Annotated in this window: 24 protein-coding genes and 1 riboswitch; of the genes, 7 read left to right on the top strand and 17 right to left on the bottom strand. The window is 70.8% G+C overall.

The genetic code is table 11. The annotated features are described in order from the left end of the window. Positions 1-70: 70 nt before the first annotated feature. A complete protein-coding gene (locus ACFYXF_RS49305; protein WP_389360478.1) occupies positions 71-358 on the top strand; it encodes a hypothetical protein in 288 nt (95 codons plus the stop codon). Here ACFYXF_RS49305 and ACFYXF_RS49310 read toward each other — a convergent pair. Then, positions 321-1493 (bottom strand): acyl-CoA dehydrogenase family protein, encoded by a 1173-nt coding sequence (locus tag ACFYXF_RS49310; protein WP_389360480.1) that lies wholly within the window; start codon positions 1491-1493, stop codon positions 321-323. The genes ACFYXF_RS49305 and ACFYXF_RS49310 overlap by 38 nt on opposite strands. A 322-nt stretch (positions 1494-1815) precedes the next feature. Here ACFYXF_RS49310 and ACFYXF_RS49315 point away from each other — a divergent pair, with 322 nt between their 5' ends. Next, entirely contained in the window at positions 1816-3078 is a 1263-nt protein-coding gene (locus ACFYXF_RS49315; RefSeq protein ID WP_389360482.1) for a glycoside hydrolase family 18 protein, read from the top strand. 56 nt (positions 3079-3134) lie between these two features. Here the strand turns inward: ACFYXF_RS49315 and ACFYXF_RS49320 are convergent, their stop codons facing one another. From ACFYXF_RS49320 to ACFYXF_RS49330, 3 genes are all read right to left on the bottom strand, one after another. Beyond that, positions 3135-3794, bottom strand: a complete 660-nt coding sequence (locus ACFYXF_RS49320) for a TetR/AcrR family transcriptional regulator (RefSeq protein WP_389360484.1) — start codon at positions 3792-3794, stop codon at positions 3135-3137. A gap of 119 nt (positions 3795-3913) precedes the next feature. Next, entirely contained in the window at positions 3914-4057 is a 144-nt protein-coding gene (locus ACFYXF_RS49325) for an SCO1431 family membrane protein (protein ID WP_369032076.1), read from the bottom strand. A gap of 158 nt (positions 4058-4215) precedes the next feature. Beyond that, complete coding sequence (locus ACFYXF_RS49330; protein WP_389360487.1) at positions 4216-5580, bottom strand: peptidase C39 family protein; 1365 nt, start codon at positions 5578-5580, stop codon at positions 4216-4218. 194 nt (positions 5581-5774) lie between these two features. Between ACFYXF_RS49330 and ACFYXF_RS49335 the strand changes: the two genes are divergently transcribed. Both ACFYXF_RS49335 and ACFYXF_RS49340 read left to right on the top strand, forming a co-directional pair. After that, complete coding sequence (locus ACFYXF_RS49335; RefSeq protein WP_389360489.1) at positions 5775-6428, top strand: uridine kinase; 654 nt, start codon at positions 5775-5777, stop codon at positions 6426-6428. Positions 6429-6858: 430 nt separating this feature from the next. Further along, on the top strand, positions 6859-8724 hold the full coding sequence (locus ACFYXF_RS49340; RefSeq protein ID WP_389360491.1) for an AAA family ATPase: 1866 nt from the start codon (positions 6859-6861) through the stop codon (positions 8722-8724). A 500-nt stretch (positions 8725-9224) separates the two neighbouring features. Here ACFYXF_RS49340 and ACFYXF_RS49345 read toward each other — a convergent pair whose 3' ends face one another. The 10 genes from ACFYXF_RS49345 to ACFYXF_RS49390 all read right to left on the bottom strand — a co-directional run bounded on the left by ACFYXF_RS49345 (position 9225) and on the right by ACFYXF_RS49390 (position 18361). After that, positions 9225-10310: a hemolysin family protein gene (locus ACFYXF_RS49345; RefSeq protein ID WP_389360493.1), complete on the bottom strand. Its 1086-nt coding sequence runs from the start codon at positions 10308-10310 to the stop codon at positions 9225-9227. Next, positions 10307-11653: a hemolysin family protein gene (locus ACFYXF_RS49350; protein ID WP_389360495.1), complete on the bottom strand. Its 1347-nt coding sequence runs from the start codon at positions 11651-11653 to the stop codon at positions 10307-10309. The genes ACFYXF_RS49345 and ACFYXF_RS49350 overlap by 4 nt, the downstream gene beginning before the upstream one ends. A gap of 198 nt (positions 11654-11851) precedes the next feature. Continuing rightward, the gene (locus ACFYXF_RS49355; protein WP_389360526.1) at positions 11852-12334 is read right to left on the bottom strand and encodes a PH domain-containing protein; all 483 of its coding nucleotides are present in this window, start codon (positions 12332-12334) and stop codon (positions 11852-11854) included. Positions 12335-12380: 46 nt separating this feature from the next. Beyond that, positions 12381-13238: an ATP phosphoribosyltransferase gene (gene hisG, locus ACFYXF_RS49360; RefSeq protein ID WP_389360497.1), complete on the bottom strand. Its 858-nt coding sequence runs from the start codon at positions 13236-13238 to the stop codon at positions 12381-12383. A gap of 46 nt (positions 13239-13284) precedes the next feature. Then, entirely contained in the window at positions 13285-13557 is a 273-nt protein-coding gene (locus ACFYXF_RS49365; RefSeq protein ID WP_006378313.1) for a phosphoribosyl-ATP diphosphatase, read from the bottom strand. 34 nt (positions 13558-13591) lie between these two features. After that, entirely contained in the window at positions 13592-14077 is a 486-nt protein-coding gene (ribH, locus tag ACFYXF_RS49370; protein ID WP_369032068.1) for a 6,7-dimethyl-8-ribityllumazine synthase, read from the bottom strand. 38 nt (positions 14078-14115) lie between these two features. Then, positions 14116-15411, bottom strand: a complete 1296-nt coding sequence (locus ACFYXF_RS49375) for a bifunctional 3,4-dihydroxy-2-butanone-4-phosphate synthase/GTP cyclohydrolase II (protein WP_389360500.1) — start codon at positions 15409-15411, stop codon at positions 14116-14118. Then, positions 15408-16049, bottom strand: a complete 642-nt coding sequence (locus ACFYXF_RS49380; protein WP_389360502.1) for a nicotinamide riboside transporter PnuC — start codon at positions 16047-16049, stop codon at positions 15408-15410. Before ACFYXF_RS49380 ends, ACFYXF_RS49375 begins: the two co-directional genes overlap by 4 nt. Beyond that, entirely contained in the window at positions 16046-16648 is a 603-nt protein-coding gene (locus ACFYXF_RS49385) for a riboflavin synthase (protein WP_389360504.1), read from the bottom strand. The genes ACFYXF_RS49380 and ACFYXF_RS49385 overlap by 4 nt, the downstream gene beginning before the upstream one ends. Positions 16649-16795: 147 nt before the next feature. Beyond that, positions 16796-16932: riboswitch (FMN riboswitch) on the bottom strand. Between the two features lie 238 nt (positions 16933-17170). Further along, complete coding sequence (locus ACFYXF_RS49390) at positions 17171-18361, bottom strand: ROK family transcriptional regulator (protein WP_389360506.1); 1191 nt, start codon at positions 18359-18361, stop codon at positions 17171-17173. A gap of 171 nt (positions 18362-18532) precedes the next feature. Here ACFYXF_RS49390 and ACFYXF_RS49395 point away from each other — a divergent pair, with 171 nt between their 5' ends. Continuing rightward, on the top strand, positions 18533-19735 hold the full coding sequence (locus tag ACFYXF_RS49395) for an MFS transporter (protein ID WP_389360508.1): 1203 nt from the start codon (positions 18533-18535) through the stop codon (positions 19733-19735). Between the two features lie 199 nt (positions 19736-19934). Here the strand turns inward: ACFYXF_RS49395 and ACFYXF_RS49400 are convergent, their stop codons facing one another. Next, entirely contained in the window at positions 19935-21080 is a 1146-nt protein-coding gene (locus ACFYXF_RS49400; protein WP_389360528.1) for a glycoside hydrolase family 6 protein, read from the bottom strand. 175 nt (positions 21081-21255) lie between these two features. On the opposite strand from ACFYXF_RS49400, the gene ACFYXF_RS49405 reads away from it, so the two are divergent. Together ACFYXF_RS49405 and ACFYXF_RS49410 are read left to right on the top strand one after the other, a co-directional pair. Further along, a complete protein-coding gene (locus tag ACFYXF_RS49405; RefSeq protein ID WP_389360510.1) occupies positions 21256-21942 on the top strand; it encodes a DUF5995 family protein in 687 nt (228 codons plus the stop codon). Positions 21943-22031: 89 nt separating this feature from the next. Then, a complete protein-coding gene (locus tag ACFYXF_RS49410) occupies positions 22032-22964 on the top strand; it encodes an LLM class F420-dependent oxidoreductase (RefSeq protein WP_389360512.1) in 933 nt (310 codons plus the stop codon). A gap of 15 nt (positions 22965-22979) precedes the next feature. On the opposite strand, the gene ACFYXF_RS49415 is transcribed toward ACFYXF_RS49410, so the two are convergent. After that, entirely contained in the window at positions 22980-24677 is a 1698-nt protein-coding gene (locus ACFYXF_RS49415) for a flavin monoamine oxidase family protein (RefSeq protein ID WP_389360514.1), read from the bottom strand. Positions 24678-24728: 51 nt separating this feature from the next. Beyond that, positions 24729-25517 (bottom strand): carbon-nitrogen hydrolase family protein, encoded by a 789-nt coding sequence (locus ACFYXF_RS49420; RefSeq protein WP_389360516.1) that lies wholly within the window; start codon positions 25515-25517, stop codon positions 24729-24731. Positions 25518-25754: the final 237 nt, after the last annotated feature.

Raw genomic sequence — 25754 nt, forward strand, 5'->3', positions numbered from 1 at the left:
CCCGAGGGGCGAACTCAGGGCCGAATCCGGGGCGCGGTGACCTGACCGACCGTCACCGCGTTGCCCTGGCATGACGACCCCCACGTACGCGGCGCTGGGACGTTCGCGCCAGTTCTACGACTCCGGCCTCTACGACTCCGGCCAGGGCGAATCGGTTCCGCAGGGCCGACTGAGCCCACCGGCTCCGCCCGACCCGCCCATCTACCGTGCTCTGCTGCGCACTTGGGCCGACCGCGGCCGCACTCTGCCGGGGCGCTACGACCCGGAGTGGGTCCGGCTCGCGGCGCCGCCGGCCGGGCTCGGGATCGTGGTCGATCCGTTCAGTGCGTCTCCGGACCCGCGAGGTGACGGGCGATGACCATCCGCTGGATCTGGTTGGTGCCCTCGACGATCTGCAGGACCTTGGCCTCGCGCATGTAGCGCTCGACCGGGAAGTCCGCGGTGTAGCCGTAGCCGCCGAGCACCTGGACCGCGTCCGTGGTGACCTTCATCGCCGCGTCGGTGCACAGGAGTTTGGCCATGGCGGCCTGCTTGGCGAACGGCCGCCCCGCGTCGCGCAGCCGTGCCGCCGCGAGGTACAGCGCGCGGCCCGCCTCGATCTGCGTGGCCATGTCGGCGAGCAGGAAGCGCAGCCCCTGGAAGTCGGAGATCGGCCGTCCGAACTGCCGGCGCCCGGTCGCGTAGGCCACCGCCTCGTCGAGTGCCGCCTGGGCCAGGCCGATCGCACAGGCCGCGATGCCGAGGCGCCCGGAGTCGAGCGCGGACAGTGCGATCGCGAAGCCCTGCCCCTCCTCGCCGATGCGGCGGCCCGCGTCGAGCCGAACCCCGTCGAAGTTGATCTGGGCGGTGGGTGAGCCCTTGAGGCCCATCTTCCGTTCGGGAGCTGCGGCGTTGAGACCGGCCGCGTCGCCCGGGGCCAGGAACGCGGTGATGCCGCGCGGGCCCTCCTCCCCCGTGCGCGCCATGACCGTATAGAAGTCGGCGATGCCGCCGTGGGTGATCCAGGCCTTGGTGCCGGTGAGCACCCAGTCGTCGCCGTCCCGGACGGCCTTTGTGCTCAGGGAGGCGGCGTCGGAGCCGGACGCTGGTTCGGAGAGGCAGTACGCGCCGAGGAGGCCGCCGCCGAGCATCGCGGGCAGGTGTTCGGCCTGCTGTTCCTTGGTGCCGTAGCTCGCGAGGGCGTGACAGGACAGGGTGTGCACGCTGGCGCCGAGTCCGACGGTGAGGCGGGCCGCGGCCAGCTCTTCGAGGACCTGGAGGTAGACCTCGTACGGCTGGTCGCCGCCGCCGTGGTCGGAGGAGTACGGAAGGCCGAGCAGCCCCGATTCCGAGAGCAGGGCGAAGACTTCGCGCGGGAAGCGTCCGGCGTCCTCCTCCTCGGCCGCCTTCGGGGCGATCTCGCGCTGGGCGATGTCGCGGACGAGCGAGATCAGGTCCCGGGCCTCGTCCGTGGGCAGTTGACGTTCCACCGGCTGCGGGGCGTGGTCGGGCATGTCGACGCTCTCCTCCCTGTTGGGCGCGACGGCACACGCGCGCCCGAGTAGGGGGCGTCCGCCGGTCTCACTTGTCACGGCCGATGCTGGCTCTTCCGGGTCGCGGAAGCGGTCGGCGAACGGCTGTGGAGCTGCGAGTATGCCCGATCGGCGGCACGGCGTCACCGGTTAACGAGCGTTTATTCGATCACATCCCCCGACATCGACCTCGCTCCAGGATTGGTCCGAACCATTGACCACAGTGGTCTAGTCCATTTACTGTGCCCGCAGTTCCCGACAACACCGTCCCCACGCTCCCCTCCCCTCCGAGGAGACAAGCCCGATGCACCGACCGCACCTCCCCCGCGTCCGCTTCAAGGCCCTTGTGTCCGCCGCGTGTTGTGCCGTTCTCGGCGCCGGACTGCTGGCCGGCGCGGGCACCGCGACCGCCGCGCAGACAGCGCAGCCGGTTTCGGAAGCCGCCGCGAAGCACGCCCCGAAAGCCGGCTCCAAGGTTCTCGGCTACTTCACCGAATGGGGCACGAACGACCGCGCGTACTACGTCAAGAACATCGAGACGTCCGGTTCGGCCACCCGGCTGACCCACATCAACTACGCCTTCGGCAACGTCACCGGCGGCAAGTGCGCGATGGGCGACGCCGACGCGGCGATCGGCCGGGCGTACACCGCCGCCGAGTCGGTGGACGGGATCGCCGACACCGCGAGCCAGCCGCTGCGCGGCAACTTCAACCAGCTGCGCGAGCTGAAGCGGAAGCACCCGAACCTCAAGGTCCTCTGGTCCTTCGGCGGTTGGACCTGGTCGGGCGGTTTCGGCGAGGCCGCGCAGAACCCGGCCGCGTTCGCGCAGTCCTGCTACGACCTGGTCGAGAACTCGCAGTGGGCCGATGTGTTCGACGGCATCGACATCGACTGGGAGTACCCGAACGCCTGCGGCCTGACCTGTGACACCAGCGGCCGGGCGGCCTTCAAGAACGTGATGGCGGCGCTGCGGGCCAAGTTCGGCCCCCGCAACCTGATCACGGCGGCGATCACGGCCGACGCCACCTCCGGCGGCAAGATCGACGCGGCGGACTACGCGGGCGCGGCCAAGTACGTCGACTGGTACAACCCGATGACGTACGACTACTTCGGCGCCTGGGCGGCGACCGGGCCGACGGCACCGCACTCGGCGCTGAACTCGTACCCCGGCATCCCGCAGGCCGGCAACTACACCTCGGCGACCATCGCGAAGCTCAAGAGCCTCGGCATCCCGGCCTCGAAGCTGCTGCTCGGCATCGGCTTCTACGGGCGCGGCTGGACCGGCGTCACGCAGTCGGCGCCCGGCGGCACGGCGACCGGCCCGGCGGCGGGTACGTACGAGGAGGGCTTCGAGGACTACAAGGTGCTCAAGACCACGTGCCCCGCGACCGGCACCGTCGGCGGGACGGCGTACGCCAAGTGCGGGAGCGACTGGTGGAGTTACGACACCCCGGCGACCATCCGCACGAAGATGGCGTACAAGGACCAGCAGGGCCTGGGCGGCACGTTCTTCTGGGAGCTGAGCGGCGACACCTCGAACGGTGAGCTGATCAGGGCGATCAAGTAGACCCACCCGAAGGGTGGTTGGGGGGGCGGGAGCCACGAGCTTCCGCCCCTCTGCCGTCAGTTGTCCCGGCGGGCCGGTTCCGGTGTCACGTACGCCGGGTCGAGTTCCTCGATGGCACGCAGCGCACCGCCGAGCATCTTCACGAGGAGCTCGCGCATGACGTCCCGGGGCAGTTGGGGGCGGTCGATCCAGTCGAGGGTGGCGCCCTCCACGCTGCACACCCAGCCGAACAGGCCCATGCGGGCCAGCGGGCCGATGTCCTGTCGGCCGTACGCGCCCTCGGCGATGGTCGCGACGATCGCCTCGCGCACGCCGTCCCGGATGGCGTGCACCTCGGTGTCGAAGCCGACACCGCCGCTGACGATCGTGCGGTAGGCGGCCTGGTTGTGCTCGGCGAAGCGGAGGTAGGCGTCCATGGTGCGGTGCACGCGGTCCACGGGGGCGTGGCTGAGGCCGCTGGACGCGAAGGTGACCAGGTCGGCGACCGAGTCCTCGACGATGGCGAGGTAGTAGCCGCGCTTCGACTGGAAGTAGTAGTAGATCAGCCCTTTGGCGACCTGTGCCTGACGTGCGATGTCGTCCATCGACAGTGCGTCGTACGACCGATCGGCGAACAGTTTCCGTCCGATGGCGATGAGTTCGGCGCGTCGCGCCAGAGAGCGGTCGGTGCCGCGCGCCCGCGGGCGTTCGGCGGCAGGCTGTCGACTACTGTTCAATTTGGGGCCCTGGTCTCCAACTGCGGGCGGGACATCCGAAGTATGGCAGACCTGAGCCACCTGCACGTTCGACTCTGATCGAGGGCGCAGGCGCCCGATTCAGGGCTGATCGCACCGGCTCAGAGCAGGCCGAGCTGGGCGACGAGCATGGCGAGCACGACCACGAAGGTCCAGCCCATGACGTGCTCGAAGATCTTCGGGCCGTCTTCCTGGGGGCCGCCGGTGCGGGTGCGGGCGGGGGCTGCGGCAGTGCTCGCGGTCATGGCATCTCGCTGAGGTCGGTGTGCGATGGACTCCCCCCACCGTTCTGTCCACCTTGCCATTCATCGGGGCTTTCATGGCGGAGACGTTGGTCACATCCCACCGAAAACGGACAGCCCCCGGTCTCCCGGGGGCTGTGTTCTCTTCGGTCTCTTCGGTTTCAGCGCACGCCCACCGCCGTGAGGGCGGCGAGCTGGGCGGCGGTCGGCCGGGCCGGGAAGTACAGGTAGCAGACGCCGCCGGTGCCGGAGACGACCTTGCCACTGGCGTTGTACCGCTTGGTCCGCAGCCAGATGTTCTCGAACTCTCGCCGCAGATAGACCCGGCGCACGGCCTCGTTCGTCGCCGAGAACGGGTCGTTGGCGATCACGTCGCCGTCGGCGGTGAAGCCGATCACGGTCATCAGGTGGCCGGAGGTGCCGTAACCGGCCCCCGTCAGCTCGGTCTTGAGGAACGACTGGGACGTTATGGCCGGGATGCCCGCCGCGATCAGCGCCTCCAGGTCGGTGAGCGAGCCGAGCCGGGTGACCACGCCCTGGAAGTCCTGGTAGGTCGCCGCATAGGCCGCGTTGAAGGGCCAGTTGCCGCAGCCGCCGTACTGGAAGTCGTAGGTGAAGCGGGCCGCGTGGCACACCTGCGGGTCGGCGTAGGCCGGGTCGACCCAGGCCAGCTGCTGTGCCGTGGGCTTCCGTCCCCAGTACTCGATGATCATCTGCGAGGAGGTGGGGCTGCACCAGGCCTCGCCGCCGTTGTCGTACTCGGGGTACTGGCCGCTGTGGATCTCCTGCGAGTAGCGCGGGACGACCAGTTCCTTCGCCGGGCCGGGCGTCGACGCGGGCACGGTGAAGCGGTCCGGGACGTCGGAGCCCATCGCGCCGGCGCGCCAGACGGTGGGCGTGGCCGTGGTGCCGGGCTTGCGGTGGAGGGTCAGGCGCAGCCGGTACGAGACCAGGCGCAGGCCCGTGGCCGGGTCGTCGATGGCGAAGGTGTCGGTCCAGACGGTGCTCTTGTCGTCGGTCTGGTCGTCGACGGAGGTCCGCTTGATGTCCTGGTCGCCGGAGGCCCAGCGGCCCATGACGTACCAGGGGGTGGTGGTGCCGTCGGAGTACGTGCCGGTCAGCTCGATCTGGAGCCAGGTGCCGGCCGGGGTGCGCGCGTTCCAGGAGGCGATGGCCTCGGTGGCGGGCACCGCGAGCCGGTGCACGGGGGACGTCCAGGTCGCGTACTCCCAGGCGGCCGTCTTTCCGGTGTGCGGATCGGTGTAGTCGACCGTGCCGGCCGGCGTACCGATCACGACCCCGGGCCGCGTACCGGCGACGGCACGGGTGCCCTTGAAGGTGCCGGCGCACCAGTCCGCGTACGAGGTCCAGGCGCGGTTGTCGACGGTGCGGACGGGATCGGCCTCGGCCTCGCGGCCGGTCGCGTCCGGGGTGTCGGCGGCGGCCGGGCCGGCGCTGCCCGCGACGGCGGCGGCGACCGCCGCGGCGAGGACGCTCCTGCGGGACGGCTGTTCGGCTCTGCTCATGGGCGGGTGACCCCCAGGTGTCCTAGGCGGGCGGGACGGTACACGGATGTGCGCCAACTATGGCCGCCGGTGACCGGCTCATGCCAGCACTTCGAGCCGTGCCACGCGGACGAATATTGGTCTCGACCATTGGCGTGACCTGCGCCGTGGATCGTGATGGTGCCCGACCGGTCCCTAGAATGGACCTCGCCAATATGTCCGAATCCCATCGCCCTCCGGGAACCGTCATCCACGACCTCGCACGCGCCCTGCGCCGCCTGCCGCCCTCCTGCGGCCCCGTCCGGCTGATCGCCGTCGACGGACACGCGGGGTCCGGGAAGACCACGTTCGCCGGGCGGTTGGCCGCGGCGCTCGGCGGGGTGCCCGTGCTGCACCTCGACGACATCGCGACCCACGACGAGCTGTTCGCGTGGACGCGGCGCCTGGTCAGCGAGGTGATCGAGCCGCTGCGGCGCGGCGAGAGCGCCTCCTACGCCCCCTACGACTGGGTGTCCCGGCGCTTCGGACCGCCCAGGGAGCTGCCGGCCGCGCCCGTGGTGCTGGTGGAGGGGGTCGGGGCCGGGCGGCGGGCGCTACGGCCGTTCCTGGCGCGGCTGTTGTGGATGGAGGTGGCCGACGAGGAGGCCTGGGCGCGCGGGCGGCTGCGGGACGGAGCGGACCAGAGCGACTTCTGGGCCGGGTGGGTCGGCGCGGAGCGTCGGCACTTCGCCGCGGACCCCTCGCGTCCGTTCGCCGACCTGTTGGTACGGCAGTGCCGCGAGGGGTACGAGGTGCTGCCGGGACCTGCCGGGACCGTTGGATCAGACCAGATTCTCACTCACCGTGACGGGCCGTCGGCTGTGTGCTGAACTTGTGAAGACCCTTGCCGTTCAACCGGCCCGCGCGCCCCAACTCGGCTTGACCGACTGGCCGTACAGGACTTACGTTCTGAATGTGCGGCCATTCGTTGCCGCCCGCAGTCGCGAAGCCCCCGGTTGTTCCCCCGTGATCGGGGGCTTCGTTCTGCCCGCACCCCGTTTTCCGGCCGTCACGAGGCGTTTTCTGTTCACCCTCGGTGACCGTGTCGAGTGCGCCCCATCTGCTCCCACCTCGTGAAACGTCCTGTGCGGCACCCTGCTGCGGGCACGTGAAGCGCAGGTACGATGCCCTCGGTGCGACTCGGACGGCTGCTCTGCGCACCGTTGCAACTCCCGTCCGCGGCACAGCGGTTCGACCAAGCTGCCGACGGGCACCGGCCCGTCGGAGAGGCAATCGGGGGCACGGTTTGTGGGGGACGTGATGGACTTCGGCACGCAGGGCCCCGAGGCCCCGGCCGACCTCGCCTGGCTGCGAGGTGTGGACGCCTACACGATGGGCGCCTATCCGCAGGCGGAGGAGGAGTTCCGCACCGCGGTGCGGATCGATCCCGGGATGGCCGACGGCTGGCTCGGACTGCATGCGCTGCGCGTCGACACGACGACCGCGCTGCTACGGATGTTCCGGCACCGGGAGCGCTTCGGGGAGCAGCGTTCGCGTCACCGCCGGACCCTCAACTCCTGGTACTGGCTGGGCTGGTGGGTGCAGCCGGTGCTCGAAAGCCCGCGCGATCTGCTGCTCGCGCACGCCTCGCACTGGCTGGACGGCCGCCATGTGCCCGAGCTGGACCGGGCGTTGGCAGGACTGCCGCCGGTGGACACCGACCCGCAGGTCCGCTTCCTGCACGCGTGCCGCGCCTATCTCGTCAAGGACTGGGAGCAACTGGTCCGGCACACCGACCCGTTGATCAACGACGCGATGCTGGGCATCGAGGCGGGTCTGTTCGGCGGGATGGCCCGGGTGCGCCTGGAGATGTACGGCCAGGCGGAACCGCTCCTCTCGGCGGCACTGATGCGCTGTCGCAGCGAACAGCCGCAGCGCAAGGAGCTGCGGTACTGGCTGGCGCGGGCCCACGAGGGCACGGGCCGCTCGGCGGCGGCACTCCCCCTGTACCGGGCGGTGCATCGCGTGGACCCCGCGTTCATGGACACCTCGGCGCGGCTCGCGGCGATCTCCGAGGGCGACGGGTACGACGAGGCGGCCGACCTGGCGGCGATCACGCTCACCGGCATCGGGCAGGAGCTGCTCGAAAGCCCGGACGGCATCGACCCCCTGTTCGGCGGCGAGGGCCGCGACCTGAAGCTGTCTGAGCCCGAACTCCCGCCGCCGGGCGCCCCGTTGCCGTCGGCGACGGACTCGGTGCGAGAGAAGGCGGCGCTGCCCGTACAGCCGCTGCCGACCGGTCCGACCGATCCGGCGCTGCTGGAGGAGGCTCTGGCCGAGCTGGAGCGGATGGTGGGCCTGGAGCCGGTGAAGCGCCAAGTGAAGGCGCTGTCGGCCCAGTTGAACATGGCGCGGCTGCGGGCGGGGCAGGGGCTGCCGGTACAGCCGCCGAAACGGCACTTCGTCTTCTCGGGCCCGTCGGGCACCGGCAAGACGACGGTGGCGCGGATCCTGGGCAGGGTGTTCTACGCACTCGGACTCCTGGGCGGCGACCATCTGGTGGAGGCGCAGCGGGCGGACCTGGTGGGCGAGTATCTCGGCCAGACGGCGGTGAAGGCGAACGAGCTGATCGACTCCGCGATCGGGGGCGTCCTGTTCGTCGACGAGGCGTACTCCCTCTCCAACTCCGGGTACGGCAAGGGGGATGCGTACGGGGACGAGGCGTTGCAGGTGCTGCTGAAGCGGGCCGAGGACAACCGGGACCACCTGGTGGTGATCCTGGCCGGCTACCCGGAGGGCATGGACCGCCTGCTGGCCGCGAACCCCGGCCTGTCGTCCCGCTTCACGACCCGTGTCGACTTCCCCTCGTACCGGCCGCTGGAACTCACCTCCATCGGGGAGGTGTTGGCGGCGGAGAACGGAGATGTGTGGGACGAGGAGGCGCTGGACGAGCTGCGCTCGATCGCCGGGCACGTCGTCGACCAGGGGTGGATCGACGAACTGGGGAACGGGCGGTTCCTGCGGACGCTGTACGAGAAGAGCTGTGCGTACAGGGATCTGCGGCTGTCGGTGTACCCAGGGATGCTGACCCGCGACGACTTGTCGACGCTGCGCCTGCCGGACCTGATGCAGGCGTACGGGGAGGTCCTGTCGGGCCGGGGCCCCCAGGACCCGTCGGCCCTCTGAGTGCCGAGGCGGGGGTGGGTCGCGCAGCCCGGCGCTGTACGGGGTGCCGCTCTCAGTGGGACGGGAGCCGCCCTTAGCGGCACGCATGCCCGCAGCTGGGTGGGTTCGGCGGGCACCGCCCAACGACGCGCATGCCTGCAGCTGGGCGGGTCGGGCGGGAGCCGCCGCGCAAGCTGGCGAAGCGGCTCGCCGTTGCGAACTCCGCCCGGCTGGAGCGCCCCCTTAGGGGCGCGGGGAACTGCGCGATCAACCCCCACCGACCCGCAGCCGAACGAATCGGGACGGACGGGTCTTTGAGGGGCGCGGGGAACTACGCAACCAGCCCGCAGCCAAACGGATCGGCACGGGCGCACTTTTAGGGGCGCGAGGAACTGCGCGCTCAACCCCCACCCGCCCGCAGCCAAACGAACCGGGACGGGCGGGGTTTCCAGGGGCGCGGGGAACTGCGCGACCAGCTCCACCGGGCCCGCGGCAAAACACCCGCCCAACCCGCGGAGCGCCTAGCTTGCCAGTGCCTCCTCCTGTGCCTCCGCCCGCGGCTCCCGCACCTTCGGCACCGGAGGCTGCTGGCGGTGGGCCGGGTCCCGTACCTCGCCCACCAGGAGTTCCAGTACGTCCTCCATCGCCACCAACCCGATCACCCGCCCCGACGCGTCCGCCACCTGGGCCAGGTGCGTCGCCGCGCGGCGCATCACCGTCAGGGCGTCGTCCAGCGGGAGTTCCGAGCGGAGGGTCGTCATGGAGCGCCAGACGTGTTGCGGCACCGCCCGTTCCGAGTCCTCCAGGTCCAGTACGTCCTTCACGTGCAGGTAGCCCATGAAGGCGCCGTTCTCCGCCACCACCGGGAAGCGGGAGTAACCCGTGCGGGCCGTGAGGGCGACCACCTGGCCCGGCGTGACCGACGGGCCCACCGTCACCAGGGACTCGCGGTCGAGGAGGACGTCGGTGACCGGGCGGGAGCCCAGTTCCAGGGCGTCCTCCAGGCGTTCCTGCTCGCCGGGGTCCAGCAGCCCCGCCTGGCCCGCGTCCTCCACCAGGCGGTTGAGCTGTTCGCTGGTGAAGACCGCCTCGACCTCGTCCTTGGGCTCGACGCGGAAGAGTCTGAGGACGAGCCTCGCACAGGCGCCCAGGCCCACCGTGACCGGGCGGCACAGGCGGGCGAAGGCCACCAGTCCCGGGCTCAGCCACAGCGCGGTCTTCTCGGGCGCCGCCATCGCCAGGTTCTTCGGGAGCATCTCCCCGATGACCAGGTGGAGGAAGACCACCACCGCCAGCGCGATGACGTAGCCCAGCGGGTGGATCATGCCCTCGGGCAGGTGTGCCGCCTCGAAGAGCGGTTCCAGCAAGTGGGCCACCGTCGGTTCGGCCACCGCGCCCAGGGTCAGCGAGCAGACGGTGATGCCGAACTGGGCCGCGGCCATCATCTGCGGCAGCCGCTCCAGGCCGTACAGCACCTGGCGGGACCTCGCCGTGCCGAGCGGTTCGATCTGGCTGCGGCGGACGGAGACGAGGGCGAACTCGGCGCCCACGAAGAAGCCGTTGGCCAGCACGAGGAGAAGGGCGAAGAGGAGTTGGAGCACGCTCATCGGGCCGCCTCCACCGCGAGGTCGGCCGGCTGCTTGCTGTCCTCTGTCCTGATCAGGCGTACCCGCTCGGCCCGGTAGTGGCCGACCTGGCGGACCGAGAGGCGCCAGCCCGGCAGTTCGGCCCGGTCACCGGGGACCGGGATCCGGCCCAGCAGGTCGGCGACGAGGCCGGCGACCGTCTCGTACGGGCCCTCGGGCACGTCGAGACCTATGCGCTGGAGGATGTCGACCCGGCAGCTGCCGTCGGCGTCCCAGGCGGGGCGGCCGTCGTCGGCCGGGGCGGCGGCGAGTTCGGGGACGTCCTGGCCGTCGTGCTCGTCGCGGACCTCTCCGACGAGTTCCTCGACGATGTCCTCCAGGGTGACCACGCCCGCCGTACCGCCGTACTCGTCGACGACGACGGCGATGGGCTGCTGGCTGCGCAGCAGTTCGAGCAGCGGCTGCACGGGGAGCGTTTCGGGGACCAAGAGGGGGGATTGGGCGATCCGGCCGACGGGGGTGCGCAGCCGGTCCGCCGCGGGCACCGCCAGGGCGTCCTTGAGGTGGACCATGCCGACGATCTCGTCGATCCGCTCCCGGTAGACGGGGAAGCGGGACAGGCCGGTGGCCCGGGTCAGGTTGACGACGTCCTCGGCGGTGGCCGACGACTGCAGCGCGCTGACCCGCACGCGGGGGGTCATCACGTGCTGCGCGGTCAGGTCTGCCAGCGACAGTGTCCGTACGAAGAGGTCCGCGGTGTCCTGTTCCAGTGCGCCGGCCTGGGCCGAGTGCCGGGCCAGGGAGACCAGTTCGCCGGGGGTGCGGGCCGAGGCCAGTTCCGCGGTGGGCTCGACGCCCAGGAGCCTGACCAGCCGGTTGGCGACCGAGTTGAGCCCGGCGATGACCGGGCGGAAGAGACGGGAGAAGGCGTACTGCGGGCCGGCCACGAAGCGGGCGACCTGCATCGGCTTGGACACCGCCCAGTTCTTGGGCACCAGTTCGCCGATCACCATCTGCACGGCCGAGGCCAGCAGCATGCCGACGATCACCGAGACGCTCGGGACGGCCCCTTCGGGCAGACCGATCGCGGTGAACGGGCCGTGCAGCAGCTCCGCGAGCGCCGGTTCGGCCAGCATGCCGACGACGAGGGAGGTGATGGTGATGCCGAGCTGGGTGCCGGAGAGCTGGAAGGACAGCTCCTTGAGGGAGTCGACGACCGTACGGGCCCGTCGGTCGCCCTCTGCGGCGGCCTTCTCTGCTTCCGGTCGCTCGACCGTGACGAGGCCGAACTCGGCTGCCACGAAGAAGCCGTTGGCCAGGATCAGCAGGAATGCCGCGGCAAGGAGCAGCAGGGGGATGGTCATGCCGCCGCCTCGGTATGTCGGGAGGGGGCGGCGCAGGTACTACAGGACGATCCGTCCATCGCTGGAGGGAGTCACTCCTCGGGTAGCAGGGGGCCTCTGAGGACCGGGGGGAACATCAGTGGCGGAGGCGCACGAAAACACCTCCGCCAACAGATTAATCAAGACAGGGGCCTGTGCGGCAGGGTGGACGGCCCTGAGTCAGCCCTGATCTTGCTCGGGGTCGCCCGCGGAGCGCGCTTCGGTGAGCGCCCGCAGGGTGCGCGCGTCGTCGATGGCGCGCTGCTTGGAGATGCCGGGCTGGATGCCGAGGGCGGGCAGACTCGTACCGTCGCTGAGGTCGAGGAACACCCAGGGATCGCCCGAACGGAGGTTCACCCGGAGGATCTCCGCCCAGTCCAGACGCCTCTTGCTCGCGATGTTGACGACCGTGACCCCGGCCTCGTCGGCGACCACCTTCGGCCGGGACAGCAGCAGGAGTACGGACGACAGCAGGGCGGCGGTGAAGACGAAGCTGAGGCGTTCCCCGGGGCTGAGCCTGTCCAGGAGCAGCGAGATCGTCGTGATGACGACGAAGATCGCGGCGCCCGCGGAGACCAGTACGGCCCGGGTGCGGCCCGGCCGGAAAGTGACGGGCAACGCGGGCAGGGCGGGCGGAACGGGGGTGGTGGGCGGATCCTGCATCGGCGTACGGTCCCTGTCGCTCACGGTGTCGGTCGCTTCCCGTGTCTCAGAGGCGGCAGGCGTGGATGGCCGTGGTCAGGATCGCGCGGGCGCCGATGTCGTAGAGGTCGTCCATGATCCGCTGGGCCTCCTTGGCGGGGACCATCGCGCGGACGGCGACCCAGCCCTCGTTGTGCAGCGGGGAGACGGTGGGCGACTCCAGACCGGGCGTCAGGGCGACGGCCTTCTCCAGCTGCTCGACGCGGCAGTCGTAGTCCATCATCACGTACGTCCGGGCCACCAGGACGCCCTGGAGGCGGCGCAGGAACTGCTGGACCTTCGACTCGGCGGTCTCCTCGGCCTCCGCGCCGACCCGGCGGATGACGATCGCCTCGGACTTCATGATGGGCTCGCCGAACACCTCCAGGCCCGCGTTGCGCAGTGAGGTGCCCGTCTCGACGACGTCCGCGATGACCCCGGCGACACCGAGTTCGATCGCGGTCTCGACGGCGCCGTCGAGGTGGACGACGGAGGCGTCGACGCCGTGGTCGGCGAGGTGCTTGGCGACGATCCCCTCGTACGAGGTGGCCACGGTCAGACCGGCCAGGTCCTCGATTCCCTCCGCGGTGCCGGGCTTGCCGGCGAAGCGGAAGGTGGAGCGGGCGAAGCCGAGCGGGAGGATCTCCTCCGCGTTGGCCCCGGAGTCGATGAGCAGGTCGCGGCCGGTGATGCCGATGTCGAGGCGGCCGGAGGAGACGTAGATCGCGATGTCGCGGGGGCGGAGGTAGAAGAACTCGACCTCGTTCTCCGGGTCGACGATGCGCAGTTCCTTGGACTCGCGGCGCTGCTGGTAGCCGGCCTCATGCAGCATCTCCGCCGCAGGTCCTGACAGGGAACCCTTGTTGGGGACGGCGATGCGCAGCATGAGGCTAGCTTCCTTCGTTTCGTACGGAACGGTGTGTGGCTATTGCTTACAGGTGGGCGTACACGTCGTCCAGCGAGATTCCGCGGGCGACCATCATCACCTGGACGTGGTAGAGCAGCTGCGAGATCTCCTCGGCGGCTGCTTCCTTCCCCTCGTACTCGGCGGCCATCCAGACCTCGGCGGCCTCTTCTACGACCTTCTTGCCGATGGCATGGACACCCTTGCCGACCAGTTCCGCGGTGCGGGAGGTGGCGGGATCGCCCGTGGCGGCCTTGTGCTGGAGCTCGGTGAACAGCTCCTCGAACGTCTTATTGGACATGGTGACGCCCACTTTACGCGTTGCTCCGACCGGCCTAACGCCACGGTTCGGATACTGAGCGGAGGGTGGCCGCCGTCGCCACGGCCGCCGTCACCGCCTCGTGCCCCTTGTCCTCGTTGGAGCCCGCGATGCCCGCGCGGTCGAGGGCCTGTTCCTCGGTGTCGCAGGTCAGCACGCCCATTCCGATGGGGACTCCGGTGTCGACCGAGACCTGGGTGAGGCCCTGGGTGACGCCCTGGCACACGTACTCGAAGTGCGGGGTGCCGCCCCTGATGACGACGCCGAGCGCGACGATCGCGTCGTAGCCCCGCCCGGCCAGCACCTTGGCGACGACCGGGAGTTCCCAACTGCCGGGGACCCTCAGCAGGGTCGGCTCGTCGATGCCCAGGTCGCGCAGGGCGCGCAGGGCGCCGTCCACCAGACCGTCCATCACCTTCTCGTGCCACTGGGCCGCGATGACGGCGACCCTGAAGTCACCCACATTGCTTACGGACAGCTCCGGTGCACCCTTGCCGCTCACGTCTCTCCTCTGAACCTTGAAAACCTGTCGTGCTGTTCTTACTGGTTGCCGCAGGGGGACACGGGGGTCGTGTCCAGCCAGGGCAGGTCGTGGCCCATCCGGTCCCGCTTGGTGCGCAGGTAGCGGAGGTTGTGCTCGCCCGCCTGTACGGGCATCGGCTCGCGGTCGGTGACCTCGATGCCGTGCCGGACGAGCGCGTCGGTCTTGTCGGGGTTGTTCGTCATCAGGCGCACGCTGCGGACTCCGAGGTCCTGGAGTATCTGCGCGCCGGCGCCGTAGTCCCGGGCGTCGGCGGGCAGGCCCAGCTCCAGGTTGGCGTCGAGGGTGTCGCGGCCCTGCTCCTGAAGCTCGTACGCCCGGAGCTTGGACAGCAGTCCGATTCCGCGCCCCTCGTGGCCGCGCAGGTAGACGACGACTCCCCTGCCCTCGTCCCGGATGCGTTCCAGGGAGGTCTGCAGCTGGGGGCCGCAGTCGCAGCGCAGGGAGTGGAAGACGTCGCCGGTGAGGCATTCGGAGTGGACGCGGACCAGGACGTCCTCGCCGTCGTCGGCGCCGAGGTCGCCGTGGACGAGGGCGACGTGCTCGACGCCGTCGACGGTGGAGCGGTAGCCGTACGCCGTGAAGGTGCCGAAGGCGGTGGGGAGCCGGGTCTCGGCCTCACGGCGGACGGTGGGCTCGGCGCTCCTGCGGTAGGCGATCAGGTCCTCGATGGAGATGATCGTCAGGCCGTGCTTGCGGGCGAAGGGGATCAGCTCGGGCAGCCGCAGCATCCGGCCGTCCTCGCCGGCGATCTCGACGATCGCGCCGGCCGGGCGCAGCCCCGCGAGGCGGGCGAGGTCGACGGCGGCCTCGGTGTGGCCGTTGCGAACCAGCACGCCGCCGGGCCTGGCGCGCAGCGGGAAGATGTGGCCGGGGCGGACGAAGTCGTCGGCACCGGCGTCGCCGCCCGCGAGGAGCTGAAGCGTGGTGGCCCGGTCGGAGGCCGAGATACCGGTGCTCACACCGTGAACGGCGGAGGCGTCGACGGAGACTGTGAACGCGGTTTTCATCGACTCGGTGTTGTCGTCGACCATCTGCGGCAGCTTGAGCCGGTCCAGCTCGTCGCCCTCCATGGGGGCGCAGATGAGCCCGCGGCACTCGCTCATCATGAAGGCGACGATCTCGGGGGTCGCCTTCTCGGCGGCGATGACGAGGTCGCCCTCGTTCTCCCGGTCCTCGTCGTCGACGACCACGACCGGGCGGCCGGCGGCGATGTCCGCGATGGCCTGCTCGATGGGGTCGAGGGACCAGTCCTCGATGTTGTCGGTGCTGTAGAGGATGGGTGCCGTACTCATGCGGGCGCTCCTTCCAGGACGGGCCGCGTGTCCTTGCGGGAGCGCAGCCACCAGTCGCGCATGCCCCACAGGACGAGCGCGCCGTAGATGACGTAGACGAAGCCGGAGAAGGCGTAGCCGTTGGCGAAGTTGAGGGGGACGCCGACGAGGTCGACGAGGAGCCAGGCGAACCAGAACTCGACCATGCCGCGCGCCTGGGCGTACATGGCGACGATGGTGCCGACGAAGATGTAGGCGTCCGGCCAGGGGTCCCAGGACAGGGTCGGGTAGGCCTTGAAGAGCAGGGCCACGGCGACCGTGCCGACGGCGGCGGCGCCGATCATCGCACCGCGCTCGCGCCAGGTGGCGAACCGTGGGGTGATGTGGCCGTCCCCGCCCTCGCCCTTGCGGCGGTTCCACTGCCACCAGCCGTAACCGGCGACGAGCATGACGACGGCCTGCTTGCCGGCGCTGCCGGTGAGATGGCCGTAGAACGCCCCGAAAAGGATGAGTCCGGAGAGGAACTGCACCGGCCAGCTCAGCAGGGAGCGCCGCCAGCCCAGGGCCAGGGCGATCAGGCCGAGGATGTTGCCGATCATGTCCGACCAGAGGATGTGCTGGTCGAGGAGGGTGAACGCCTCGGTGTTCAGCCGGTTCACTTCGCCGCCCCCTGTGGCCCGAGCAGCCGCTCGACGTACTTGGCGATGACGTCGACCTCAAGGTTGACCGGGTCGCCGGGCTGCTTGCGGCCGAGCGTGGTCAGGTCGAGGGTGGTGGGGATGAGGCTGACGGTGAAGTAGTCGGGGCCCGCGTCGACGACGGTGAGGCTGATGCCGTCGACGGTGATGGAGCCCTTCTCGACGACGTAGCGGGTGAGGTCGGCGGGGAGCGAGATCTTGACGATCTCCCAGTTCTCGGACGGCTTGCGTTCGAGGACCGTGCCGGTGCCGTCGACGTGACCCTGCACGATGTGGCCGCCGAGGCGGGCACCCAGGGCCATGGGTCGTTCGAGGTTGACGCGGGAGCCGACGGCGAGAACGCCCAGGCTGGAGCGGTCGAGGGTCTCCGCCATGACGTCGGCGGTGAACTCGTCGCCCTCGTGTTCGACGACGGTGAGACACACGCCGTTGACGGCGATGGAGTCGCCGTGGCGGGCGCCTTCGGTGACTACGGGGCCACGGAGCCGGAAGCGTGAGGCATCGCCGAGGTTCTCGACGGCCGTGACTTCGCCCAGCTCTTCGACGATTCCGGTGAACACTTCCCGGGTCCTCCCTGCCTCTTCGGGCACGGACTCCGGGGCCTGTCGATGACGACAGCTGTGAACGAGCGGGAACACCGGGAGCGACGCCGGACGCGACTCGGCCCATGACCGAGCGGTACGGCGGCGCGCACGAATGCCCGCTCGCCGCGCACTGCCTCCCATCCGGACTTTAACCGTCGGTCCAGGAATTCCACCTGGTCAACCGGCCGCCAAAACGCTGAGCGGACGGGTCGCGGACTATAACCGCCGGTTCGGACTTTCACCGACCCCGGAGTGCGCTGCTTCTGTTACAGGCCAGTGTGCCACGCCGCGGCATGGTCCATGCGGGTGAGTTGTGTGGACTGACTCACAAGCAGTGACGGGAATAAGTGGCGGGCGACAAGCGGCAGGTGAGGGGCGGGCAGTCAAGCCACGCAATTGGTCCATACCTATTGACCGTCAAGGTCCGGACCTCCTACCGTCGGTGCCGGACCGGCGGCGGTGAAGATGGCCCTTGCCCGCCGCCGGGCCCCCCACGCCTTACCTCGCCGAGACCCCGAACAGCACGTCCTGGGCACCCTCCCGCGCCGTCAGCAGCGCCCCGCGCAACACCGCTCCGCCGCCCAGCGCACTCGCGTGCACCTCCGCCGGGAGGGGTGACATCCGGGCGAGCCGTTCCTCGACACGGGCGGCGAGTACGTCACCGCCCGCCCGGCCGATCTCGCCGCCCAGCACCACACACCCCGGGTCGAGGACGGCGACGACGGACGCGGCGCCGATCGCGACGCGGTCGGCGAGGATGTCGAGGAAACGGGCGTGAGCCGGGGCCCCGGGGGCCGCGACGGCCGCCCGGACCAGGGCAGCCGCGTGGGGCTCATGGGCATCGGCGTCGGCCACCACGCCCTCCGCGTGCGCCAGCCGGCCGATCGCCGCCGCCGCGGCGAGGGAGTGGAAGCCGCCCTCGCAGTCCGTCGCCGACGGCAGCTGTCCCGTGCCCGGCACCGGCAGGAAGCCGATCTCGCCGGTGCCGCCGGAGACCCCCCGGCGCAGGGTGCCGTCGAGGACCACGGCCGCGCCGGTGCCGTGGCCGAGCCACAGCAGTACGAAGGTGTCCCGGTCACGGGCGGCGCCGTCGCGCTGTTCGGCGAGGGCGGCGAGGTTGGTCTCGTTCTCGACGATCACGCGGGCCTCGGGCAGCCGTTCCTGGAGCGCGGCGACGAGTCTGCGGTGCCACTCGGGCAGGCCCGAGGAGTTCCGGAGTTCGCCGGTCGCCGGGTCGATCAGGCCGGGGGCGCCGATCCCGACCGTGTGGAGCCGGTCGGCGCCGGCCTCCTTGGCGACCTGCTCGACGAGAGCCACCGCCTGTTCGACGGCGGGGCCGGTGCCGGTGTCGTCCCCGATGGGCACGGACGCCTCGGCGAGCACCTCGCCCAGCAGATCGGCGACGACGACGGAGACGCCTTCGGTACGGACGTCCAGGGCTGCCAGATGGGCGAGGCCGGCGACGATCCCGTACACCTTCGCGTTCGGTCCGCGCCGCTGCTCCCCCGACTCCCCCACGACCGTGATCAGGCCGGCGGCGGTGAGGCGTTCGACGAGGTCGGCGACCGTCGGGCGGGACAGGCCGGTGAGCTGCTTCAACCGCGCGGCCGTCAACGGGCCCTCCTGCTGGAGCAGACGCAGGGCGAGCCGGTCGTTGATGGCCCGGGCGGTGCTCGGGGATGCGGGCATGCCGAGATCCTTCCAGATCGGCGGGGCCGTTCCCGGTGTGGACGGCCGATATCTCGCTATCTATCAGGCAGGGTTCCTGATAGTTTACGGCAGCGCGCGGCGGAGCCTCCGCGACGCAGCTCAGAACACGGGCGGGGAGCCGATCCGGGGAGAGGCCGCAGAATGAGTTCAGTGCTGAAAGAACGACACGAGGTGAAGCGCGCCCGGTACGCCGTGGCCGCCGTCTTCGCCGTGCACGGCGCCGTCACCGGCTCGTTCGCGACCCGTGTGCCGTGGATTCAGGACCATGCCTCGGTCAGCGCCGGTCAGTTGGGGCTGGCGCTGGCGTTCCCGGCGCTGGGCGCGTCCCTCGCGATGCCGCTCGCGGGCCGGATCAGCCACCGCTTGGGCGCCCGTACGGCGCTGCGCGTGCTGATCTCGCTCTGGACCCTGGCCCTGGTGCTGCCGTCCCTGGCCCCGAACCTCCCCACGCTCTGTCTCGCCCTGTTCGTCTACGGCGCCACGGCCGGTATGGGGGACGTGGCGATGAACGCGCTGGGCGTCGAGATCGAGAACCGGCTCGGCAAGTCGATCATGTCCGGGCTGCACGGCATGTGGAGCGCGGGCGCCTTGATCGGCGCGGCGGGCGGCACACTCGCCGCGCATCTGGGCTCGGACGCGCGCCTGCACCACGCGCTCGCGTCGGCGACCCTCACGCTGCTCGGCCTGACCGCCTGCCGCTGGGTGCTCGATCTTCGCCCGACCGAGGACGAGGAGCCGCCCCCGAGGTTCGCGCTGCCGCCGAAGTCGGCGCTGCTGATCGGCGCGATCGGGTTCTGCGCGGTGTTCGCGGAGGGCGCGAGCCTGGACTGGTCGGCGGTGTATCTGCGGGACGAGCTCGGCACCTCGGACGGTCTCGCGGCGGCCTCCACGACCGGCTTCATGCTGACGATGGCGCTGGCCAGGCTCGTCGGCGACGCGGTCGTGAACCGCTTCGGCTCGGTACGCACGGTCCGCGCGAGCGGCGCCCTCGCCGTGATCGGCGGTCTGCTCATCGTGGTCGCGGAGCATCCCGCCACGGCGATGACGGGCTTCGCGCTGCTCGGTCTCGGCATCGCCGTGGTCGTCCCCCTGTGCTTCGCGGCGGCGGGCCGCAGCGGCCCCAACCCCAGTCAGGCCATCGCGGGCGTCGCGACCATCACGTACACCTCGGGCCTGGTCGCCCCGAGCGCGATCGGGACGCTGGCCCAGGCGACGAGCCTGGTGGTGTCGTTCGGGCTGGTCACGGTGCTGGCGTGCGGGCTCACGGGGTTCGCGGGGGTGCTGCGCACGGGTGACCGGGACCGCCCGAAGGTCGGTCCGCCCAGCGCGGTGGTGCCTGAGCGCAGGGCCTGAACCGGCGGCTCCAGCGCGGACGCCGGACCGGCCGCCTGTCCGTCCAGATTCGTTCGGCTGCGGGTCGGTGGGGGCTGGTCGCGCAGTTCCCCGCGCCCCTGGGAGGGCGCTCCGCGCCCGTCCAACCCGCCCCGCCTGTCCTGAGCCCACTGACCAGCGCCCTGCGGTTCCGCGACCATGTCACTGACGTAGGTGCAGCTCAGCGTGCCAAGTCGTAGGCGTACGACGCCGTGAACGTGCCGGGGGTGCCCTTGCAGCCGTCCGATTCTCCCGGGAGTTTGACCCACAGGTAGGCGTCTATGCGGGACTCGCCCGTGTTCGTGGTCGGGGCGCGGCCGAGTTTTCGGCCTGCCGGGTCGCACCACTCGCCGTCGGGCGGGGCGCCGTTGCCGTTGCGGCTGGTGTCGATGACGGCGCCGAGGCCGGCGGGGCCGCCCAGGGCGTCAAGGATCTGTCGGTCGTACGCGATCTCGTCGGCCGTGGTGTGGAAGTTGGAGACGTTGCTGAAGACGCCGTCGGAGGAGGCGGCCGAGGCGGCGCCCGCCTGGCGGAGCAGGGCCGCCTGTGCGGCGGGGGCGTTCCAGCCGGAGTGGCCGGCGTCGTAGTAGACGCGGGCGTTGGGGTTGGCGGCCTTGAGGACGCGGCCCGCGCGGGCGAGTGAGGCGAAGCGGGCCGTGCGCTGGCCGGTGGACAGGCAGTTGGCCAGGGCTATCGAGTCGGGCTCCAGGATCACGATGACCTCGTCGGAGCCGAGGCCCGCCGCGAACGCGTCGATCCAGCCGTCGTACGCGGCGAGGTCGGGTGCACCGCCCTGGGAGGCGCCGCCGCAGTCGCGGTCGGGAACGGCGTAGGGCACCACAACCGGAACCCGCCCCGCGCCCGCCGCGCCGGCGGTGACCGCGCGGACCCGGGCAGTGATCGTCGAGGGCGTGAAGTCGGCGAACCAGACCGCCGCCGGACGGTCGGCGATCTCCGTCTCGATGACGGGGCGGCGCGGATCGTCTCGGTGGGCGCGGACCCAGTCGAGGACCTGGGAGTCGGGGTGGCGGTAGAGGCGGGCGGACGCGGGGGCGTTCTTCGACTCCGGCTCAGGTGTCGGCTCCGCGCTCGTCGGCGAGGGCGTGCGGCTCGGCTTCCGCGCTTCCTTCGTACGGGCGGACGGGGACGGGGACTTCGAGGCGCTCGGCGTGGGCGAGGCCGACGACACCGCGGGCAGCGGGGCGAGCAGCGGTGAGCTGCTCAGCTCGGGCCTGGCCTCGTCGGAGCCGCCACCGCCGTCGTCGAGCGCGGAGAGCAGCCCGGTGGCAGTGCCGACGGCGACCACCACCGAGGCGGCGGCGACCATGACGGAACGCCGGGCGGCGCGCCTGCGTTCGGCCCGGCGCGCGGCCAGGCGTTGGGCGCGCAAGCCTGACACGTACAGCTCCCTCTCCTCGGCCGGGGTGGGCGCGTTCCCCCGTTCTGGGGAAGCGTCCGGCCCGGCGGCACGTGCGCCAGCCTAGGACTGGGACCCTGCCCTCATGGTGCAATTGGAACAGTTCACCACTCCTGTCAATACACCGGTCGATCACGTCGTGTCCCGGATGCGCGCGCTGGAGGCACACCTGCCGCCGCGCGACGGACTGGCGGTCTTCAACCGCGTCTACCTCGCCGTCACGGAGGCCTTCGAACGGCATCTGGAGGCCGGCGCGTTCCCCGACGCGAAGGCCGCGATCGCCCTGGACGTACGGTTCGCGGAGCGGTATCTGCGGGTCGCCGAGGACGACCACGCGCCCGCCTGCTGGCGCCCGTTGCTCCAGTTCCGCCACCATCCCGGCGTACGACCGCTGCAGTTCGCACTCGCGGGCATCAATGCGCACATCGGGCACGATCTGGCGCTCGCCGTCGTGGACACCTGTCGTACGCTCGACTGCGAACCGGCCGACCTGGAGGATGAGTTCGAGCGTGTGGGCGATCTACTCGTCTCGTTGGAGGAGCGCGTCCGCGAAGAGCTGATGCCAGGCCCCGATCTCCTCCAGATCGCCGATCCGCTCACCCATCTCCTCGGCGCCTGGAGCATGGAACGGGCCCGGGCCGCCACCTGGTCGGCGGCCCGCGCGCTCTGGGCGCTGCGCCGACTGCCCGATGTCACCGAGGAGTTCACCGACCGCCTCGACGCGGCGGTCGGCTTCGCGAGCCGCATGCTTCTCACGCCACTGCCGGACTGATCCGGCCACTCCTGCGCACGACCCCCGCCAGAACTAGATGAACGTTGTACGTTCGACGGCGACAGCGCCTCTTGCGAAGGAGCACGAGCATGGCCGTCCGCCTGGGTCTGGGTCTACCGCAAACACGCCAGTACGAGATCGGACGGGACGTGCCGGACGTGGCACGCACCGCCGAACAGATCGGTTACGAGAGCCTCTGGGTGTTCGAACGCGCCCTGTTCCCGGAGCCCGCGACCCAGGGCCTGTACGGCATGGAGGGCGTCCCCTGGCCCGACATGTACCGGAGTGTGTCCGAACCACTGGTGACGCTGACGCTGGCCGCCGCGGTCACCGAGCGGGCCCGACTCGGCACCAGCGTGCTGGTCGCCCCGCTGCACGGCCCCTTCCAACTGGCCCGCGCGCTGGGCACGTTGGACGCGGCGAGCGGCGGCCGGGTGGTGGCGGGCCTCGGCACGGGCTGGTCCCTCGACGAGTACGCCGCCGCCGGGGTGGCCCCGTTCGCCGAGCGCGGTCAGGTGCTGGACGAGGTCCTCGACGTGTGCCGGGCGGTCTGGGGCCCGGACCCGGTCCAGTACGACGGCCGGCTGACGAAGATCGCGTCGGCCGTGGTCGCCCCCAAGCCCGCTCGGCCGATACCGATATTCCTGCCCGCCTTCAGCAAGAAGTCCCTGACCCGGCTCGTCGAACGCGGCGACGGCTGGAACCCGGTCGCCATGGGCGCCGAGCAACTCGCCGCCCAGTGGCAGCAGGTGCAGGCCTTCGCCGCCGAGAAGGGCCGCACCAGGCCGATCGAGACGGCGGTGCGGGTGAACCTCACGTACACGGCGAAGGCGTACGACGGCGCCGACCGCCAGGCTTTCCAGGGCAACATCGACCAGATCGTGACGGACCTCGCCGCCCACGCCGGGATCGACGGCCTCGACGAGTTCTTCGTGGAGTTCGGCGACGCCCCGAGGAACGCCGCCGAACTCAAGGACCTGGCCGCCGAGTTGTACGAGGCGGCACGGGCGGCCGGAATCTGATCAGCCCGATTCCCGTCAGTCCTCCGGGAGTTCGACGGGCGCGATCTCGTCGTAGACGTCACCGGGGCCGGGGTTGGTCGGGTCGGTCGTCCCGCCGAAGTGGTGCATGACGCCCCAGACCGCGTTCAGCGCGGTCTGGACGGCGCCCTCGGCCCAGCCGGCCGTCCAGGAGATGTCGTCACCGGCGAGGAAGATGCCCCGCTTGTCGGCGGGCAGCCGGTCCTGCATGAAGTGGGTGAACAGGCGCCGCTGGTAGCGGTAATGGCCGGGCAGGTTGGCCTTGAACGCACCCATGAAGTAGGGCTCGTTCTCCCAGGACACGGTGACGGGGCTGCCGATGACGTGCTTGCGGATGTCGACGCGGGGATAGATCTCGCCGAGCGACTTCAGCATGACCTCCATCCGCTCGTTCGCGGACAGCGGCAGCCACTTGAGGCTGTCGTCGCACCAGGTGTACGAGAGGCAGATGACGGCGGGCTTGTCGGGCCCGTCGTCGAGGAGGTAAGTCCCGCGCGTCATACGGTCGGTGAGAGTCATGGACATCAAGTCCCGCCCGGTGACCGCATCTTTGTCGAGCCAGAAGGGCCGATCGACAGGCACGAAGAGCTTGCTGGACTCCATGTAGTGGGTGCGCTCGATGGCGGTCCAGTGGTCGATCGGGAAGAGCGAGTCGTCGCAGGCGATCTTCGAGAGCAGCATCCAGGACTGGGCGGTGAAGACGGCCGCCGGGTACGTACGGATGTCGCCGCCCGCGTCGGTGACGGTGATCCTGTTGCCGGCCGTGCGGTGGAGGCGGGTCACGGCGGGGCGCGGTACGCCGTTCACGTGCAGGGACGCGAGGGAGGTCCCGTACGGCCAGTGGACGATCTTCCCGGGCTCGCGTTCCCAGAGCCGCAGGGGCAGTTGCTGTGAGCCGCCCACGATCCCCCGGTGATGGTCGTCGGCCTCGGTGTAGACGACGCGCAGGATCTCCAGGATCGAGTTGGGGAAATCGGTGTCCCAGCCCCCCGTACCGAACCCGACCTGGCCGAAGATCTCGCGGTGCCGGAAGGACTTGAAGGCCTCGGAGTCGCAGAGGAAGCCGTAGAAGGTCTGGTTGTCGAGGTTCTCGACGAGCCGGGCCCAGATCTCCCGGATGCGCGGGACGTCCCGCTCGCGCAGCGCCCGGTTCATGTCGGAGAAGTCGGCACCTTCTTCGAGGCACTTGCTCCAGGCTTCGGCGACATCGCGATAGACCTGCGGCAGATCGCCGACGGTCTCCGCGTAGTGGGACTCGCCCTTGAGGTCGACGACGGTCGAAGGGGTGCACTCGGCAAGGGGGTTGGGGAACGGCCGGGTCTCCAGGTCCACCAGGTCGATGTAGTGCTGGAGGGCGGTGGAGGAGGGCGGGAAGCGCATCGCGCCCATCTCGGCGGTGAGGGAGGGATCGCAGCCGTCGAAACCGACGGTCCGCAGCCGCCCGCCGATCCGGTCGGCCTCGTACACGACAGGCTTGAGCCCCATCTTCATCAGCTCGTACGCGGCCACGATCCCCGACAGCCCGCCGCCGATGACGGCGACCTCGGTGCCGTGCTCGGTCGCGGGGATCTGCCCGAGCCCGGCCGGGTGGGCGAGGAAGTCGTCGTAGGCGTAGGGGAAGTCCGGCCCGAACATGGTGATCGGCGGCTGCTGCGCGTCGGCGTGCTGGACGGCGGTGGGCACCGTGGACGTCATGGGGTACGGACTCCTTGCGGGGTGAAGCAGGTATGAGGCACGGGGGGGGGGTCAGATGAGGGAGCCGTACAGGCCGGGGCGGCGGTCCTGGAGGTACGGGTTCGCCTCGCGGGAGGCGGCGAGGAGGACGGGGTCCACGTCGGCGAAAAGGAGTTCCTCACCGCGGCCGGCCCGGGTACGGGCGACCCCGTCGGGTGCGGCGAGCGTGGAGAGCCCGACGAAGTCGAACTCCCCTTCCTGGCCGACCCGGTTGACGTACGCGACGTACATCTGGTTCTCGAAGGCCCGCACCGGTACGACGGACTCGGCGACGAACTGGAACGGGTGCATCTGCGCCGTCGGGACCAGGAGGAGGTCGGTGCCGGCGAGGGCGTGGGCGCGGACGTTCTCCGGGAACTCGACGTCGTAGCAGATCATCAGGCCGACCCGGAGACCGTTCAGTTCGGCCTGTACGACGGGCTGCTCGCCCGGGGTGAAGTGGTCGCGTTCGAAGCGGCCGAAGAGGTGGGTCTTGCGGTAGTTGGCGAGACGGGTGCCGTCGGCGGAGATCAGCTGGGCGGAGTTGAAGACCTGGTCGGCGGCGCGCTCGGGGTAGCCGTAGGCGATGGCCAGGCCGTGGCGCGAGGCGATCTCGGCGACCGCGTCGGCGGAGTCGCCGTCGGCGGGTTCGGCGAGGCGGCCGATGTCGTCGCCGATGGCGTACCCCGTGAGGAACATCTCCGGCGCGGCCAGCAGCGCGGCGCCCGCTGCGGCGGCCCGGGCGGCGGTCTCGTCGAGCACCTTGAGGTTGGCGACGAGGGAGCCGGGGCGGCCGGAGCTTTGGAGGAGGGCGGTGCGCATGCGGGGTCCTTGCAGGTGCTGAACGTTTTCTGGGGGCCGAATAGACGGTACGGGTGGGGGCTGGAGCGGACAAGGAGTGGCTGTTGCGCGTCGGTGGGGGAATCGTTGCGCGGGGAGGGCACGGGGCAGCGATTCGTTGTTCTCGCCCCCGCCGCCCCTACCCGTCCCATCCTTCTGGGGGCTGCGCCCCCAGACCCCCCTTTCGCGCTGAACGCGCTCGTCCTCAAACGCCGGACG

This window comes from Streptomyces sp. NPDC002680 (genome assembly GCF_042889145.1).
Classification (GTDB): Bacteria; Actinomycetota; Actinomycetes; order Streptomycetales; family Streptomycetaceae; genus Streptomyces; species Streptomyces adonidis.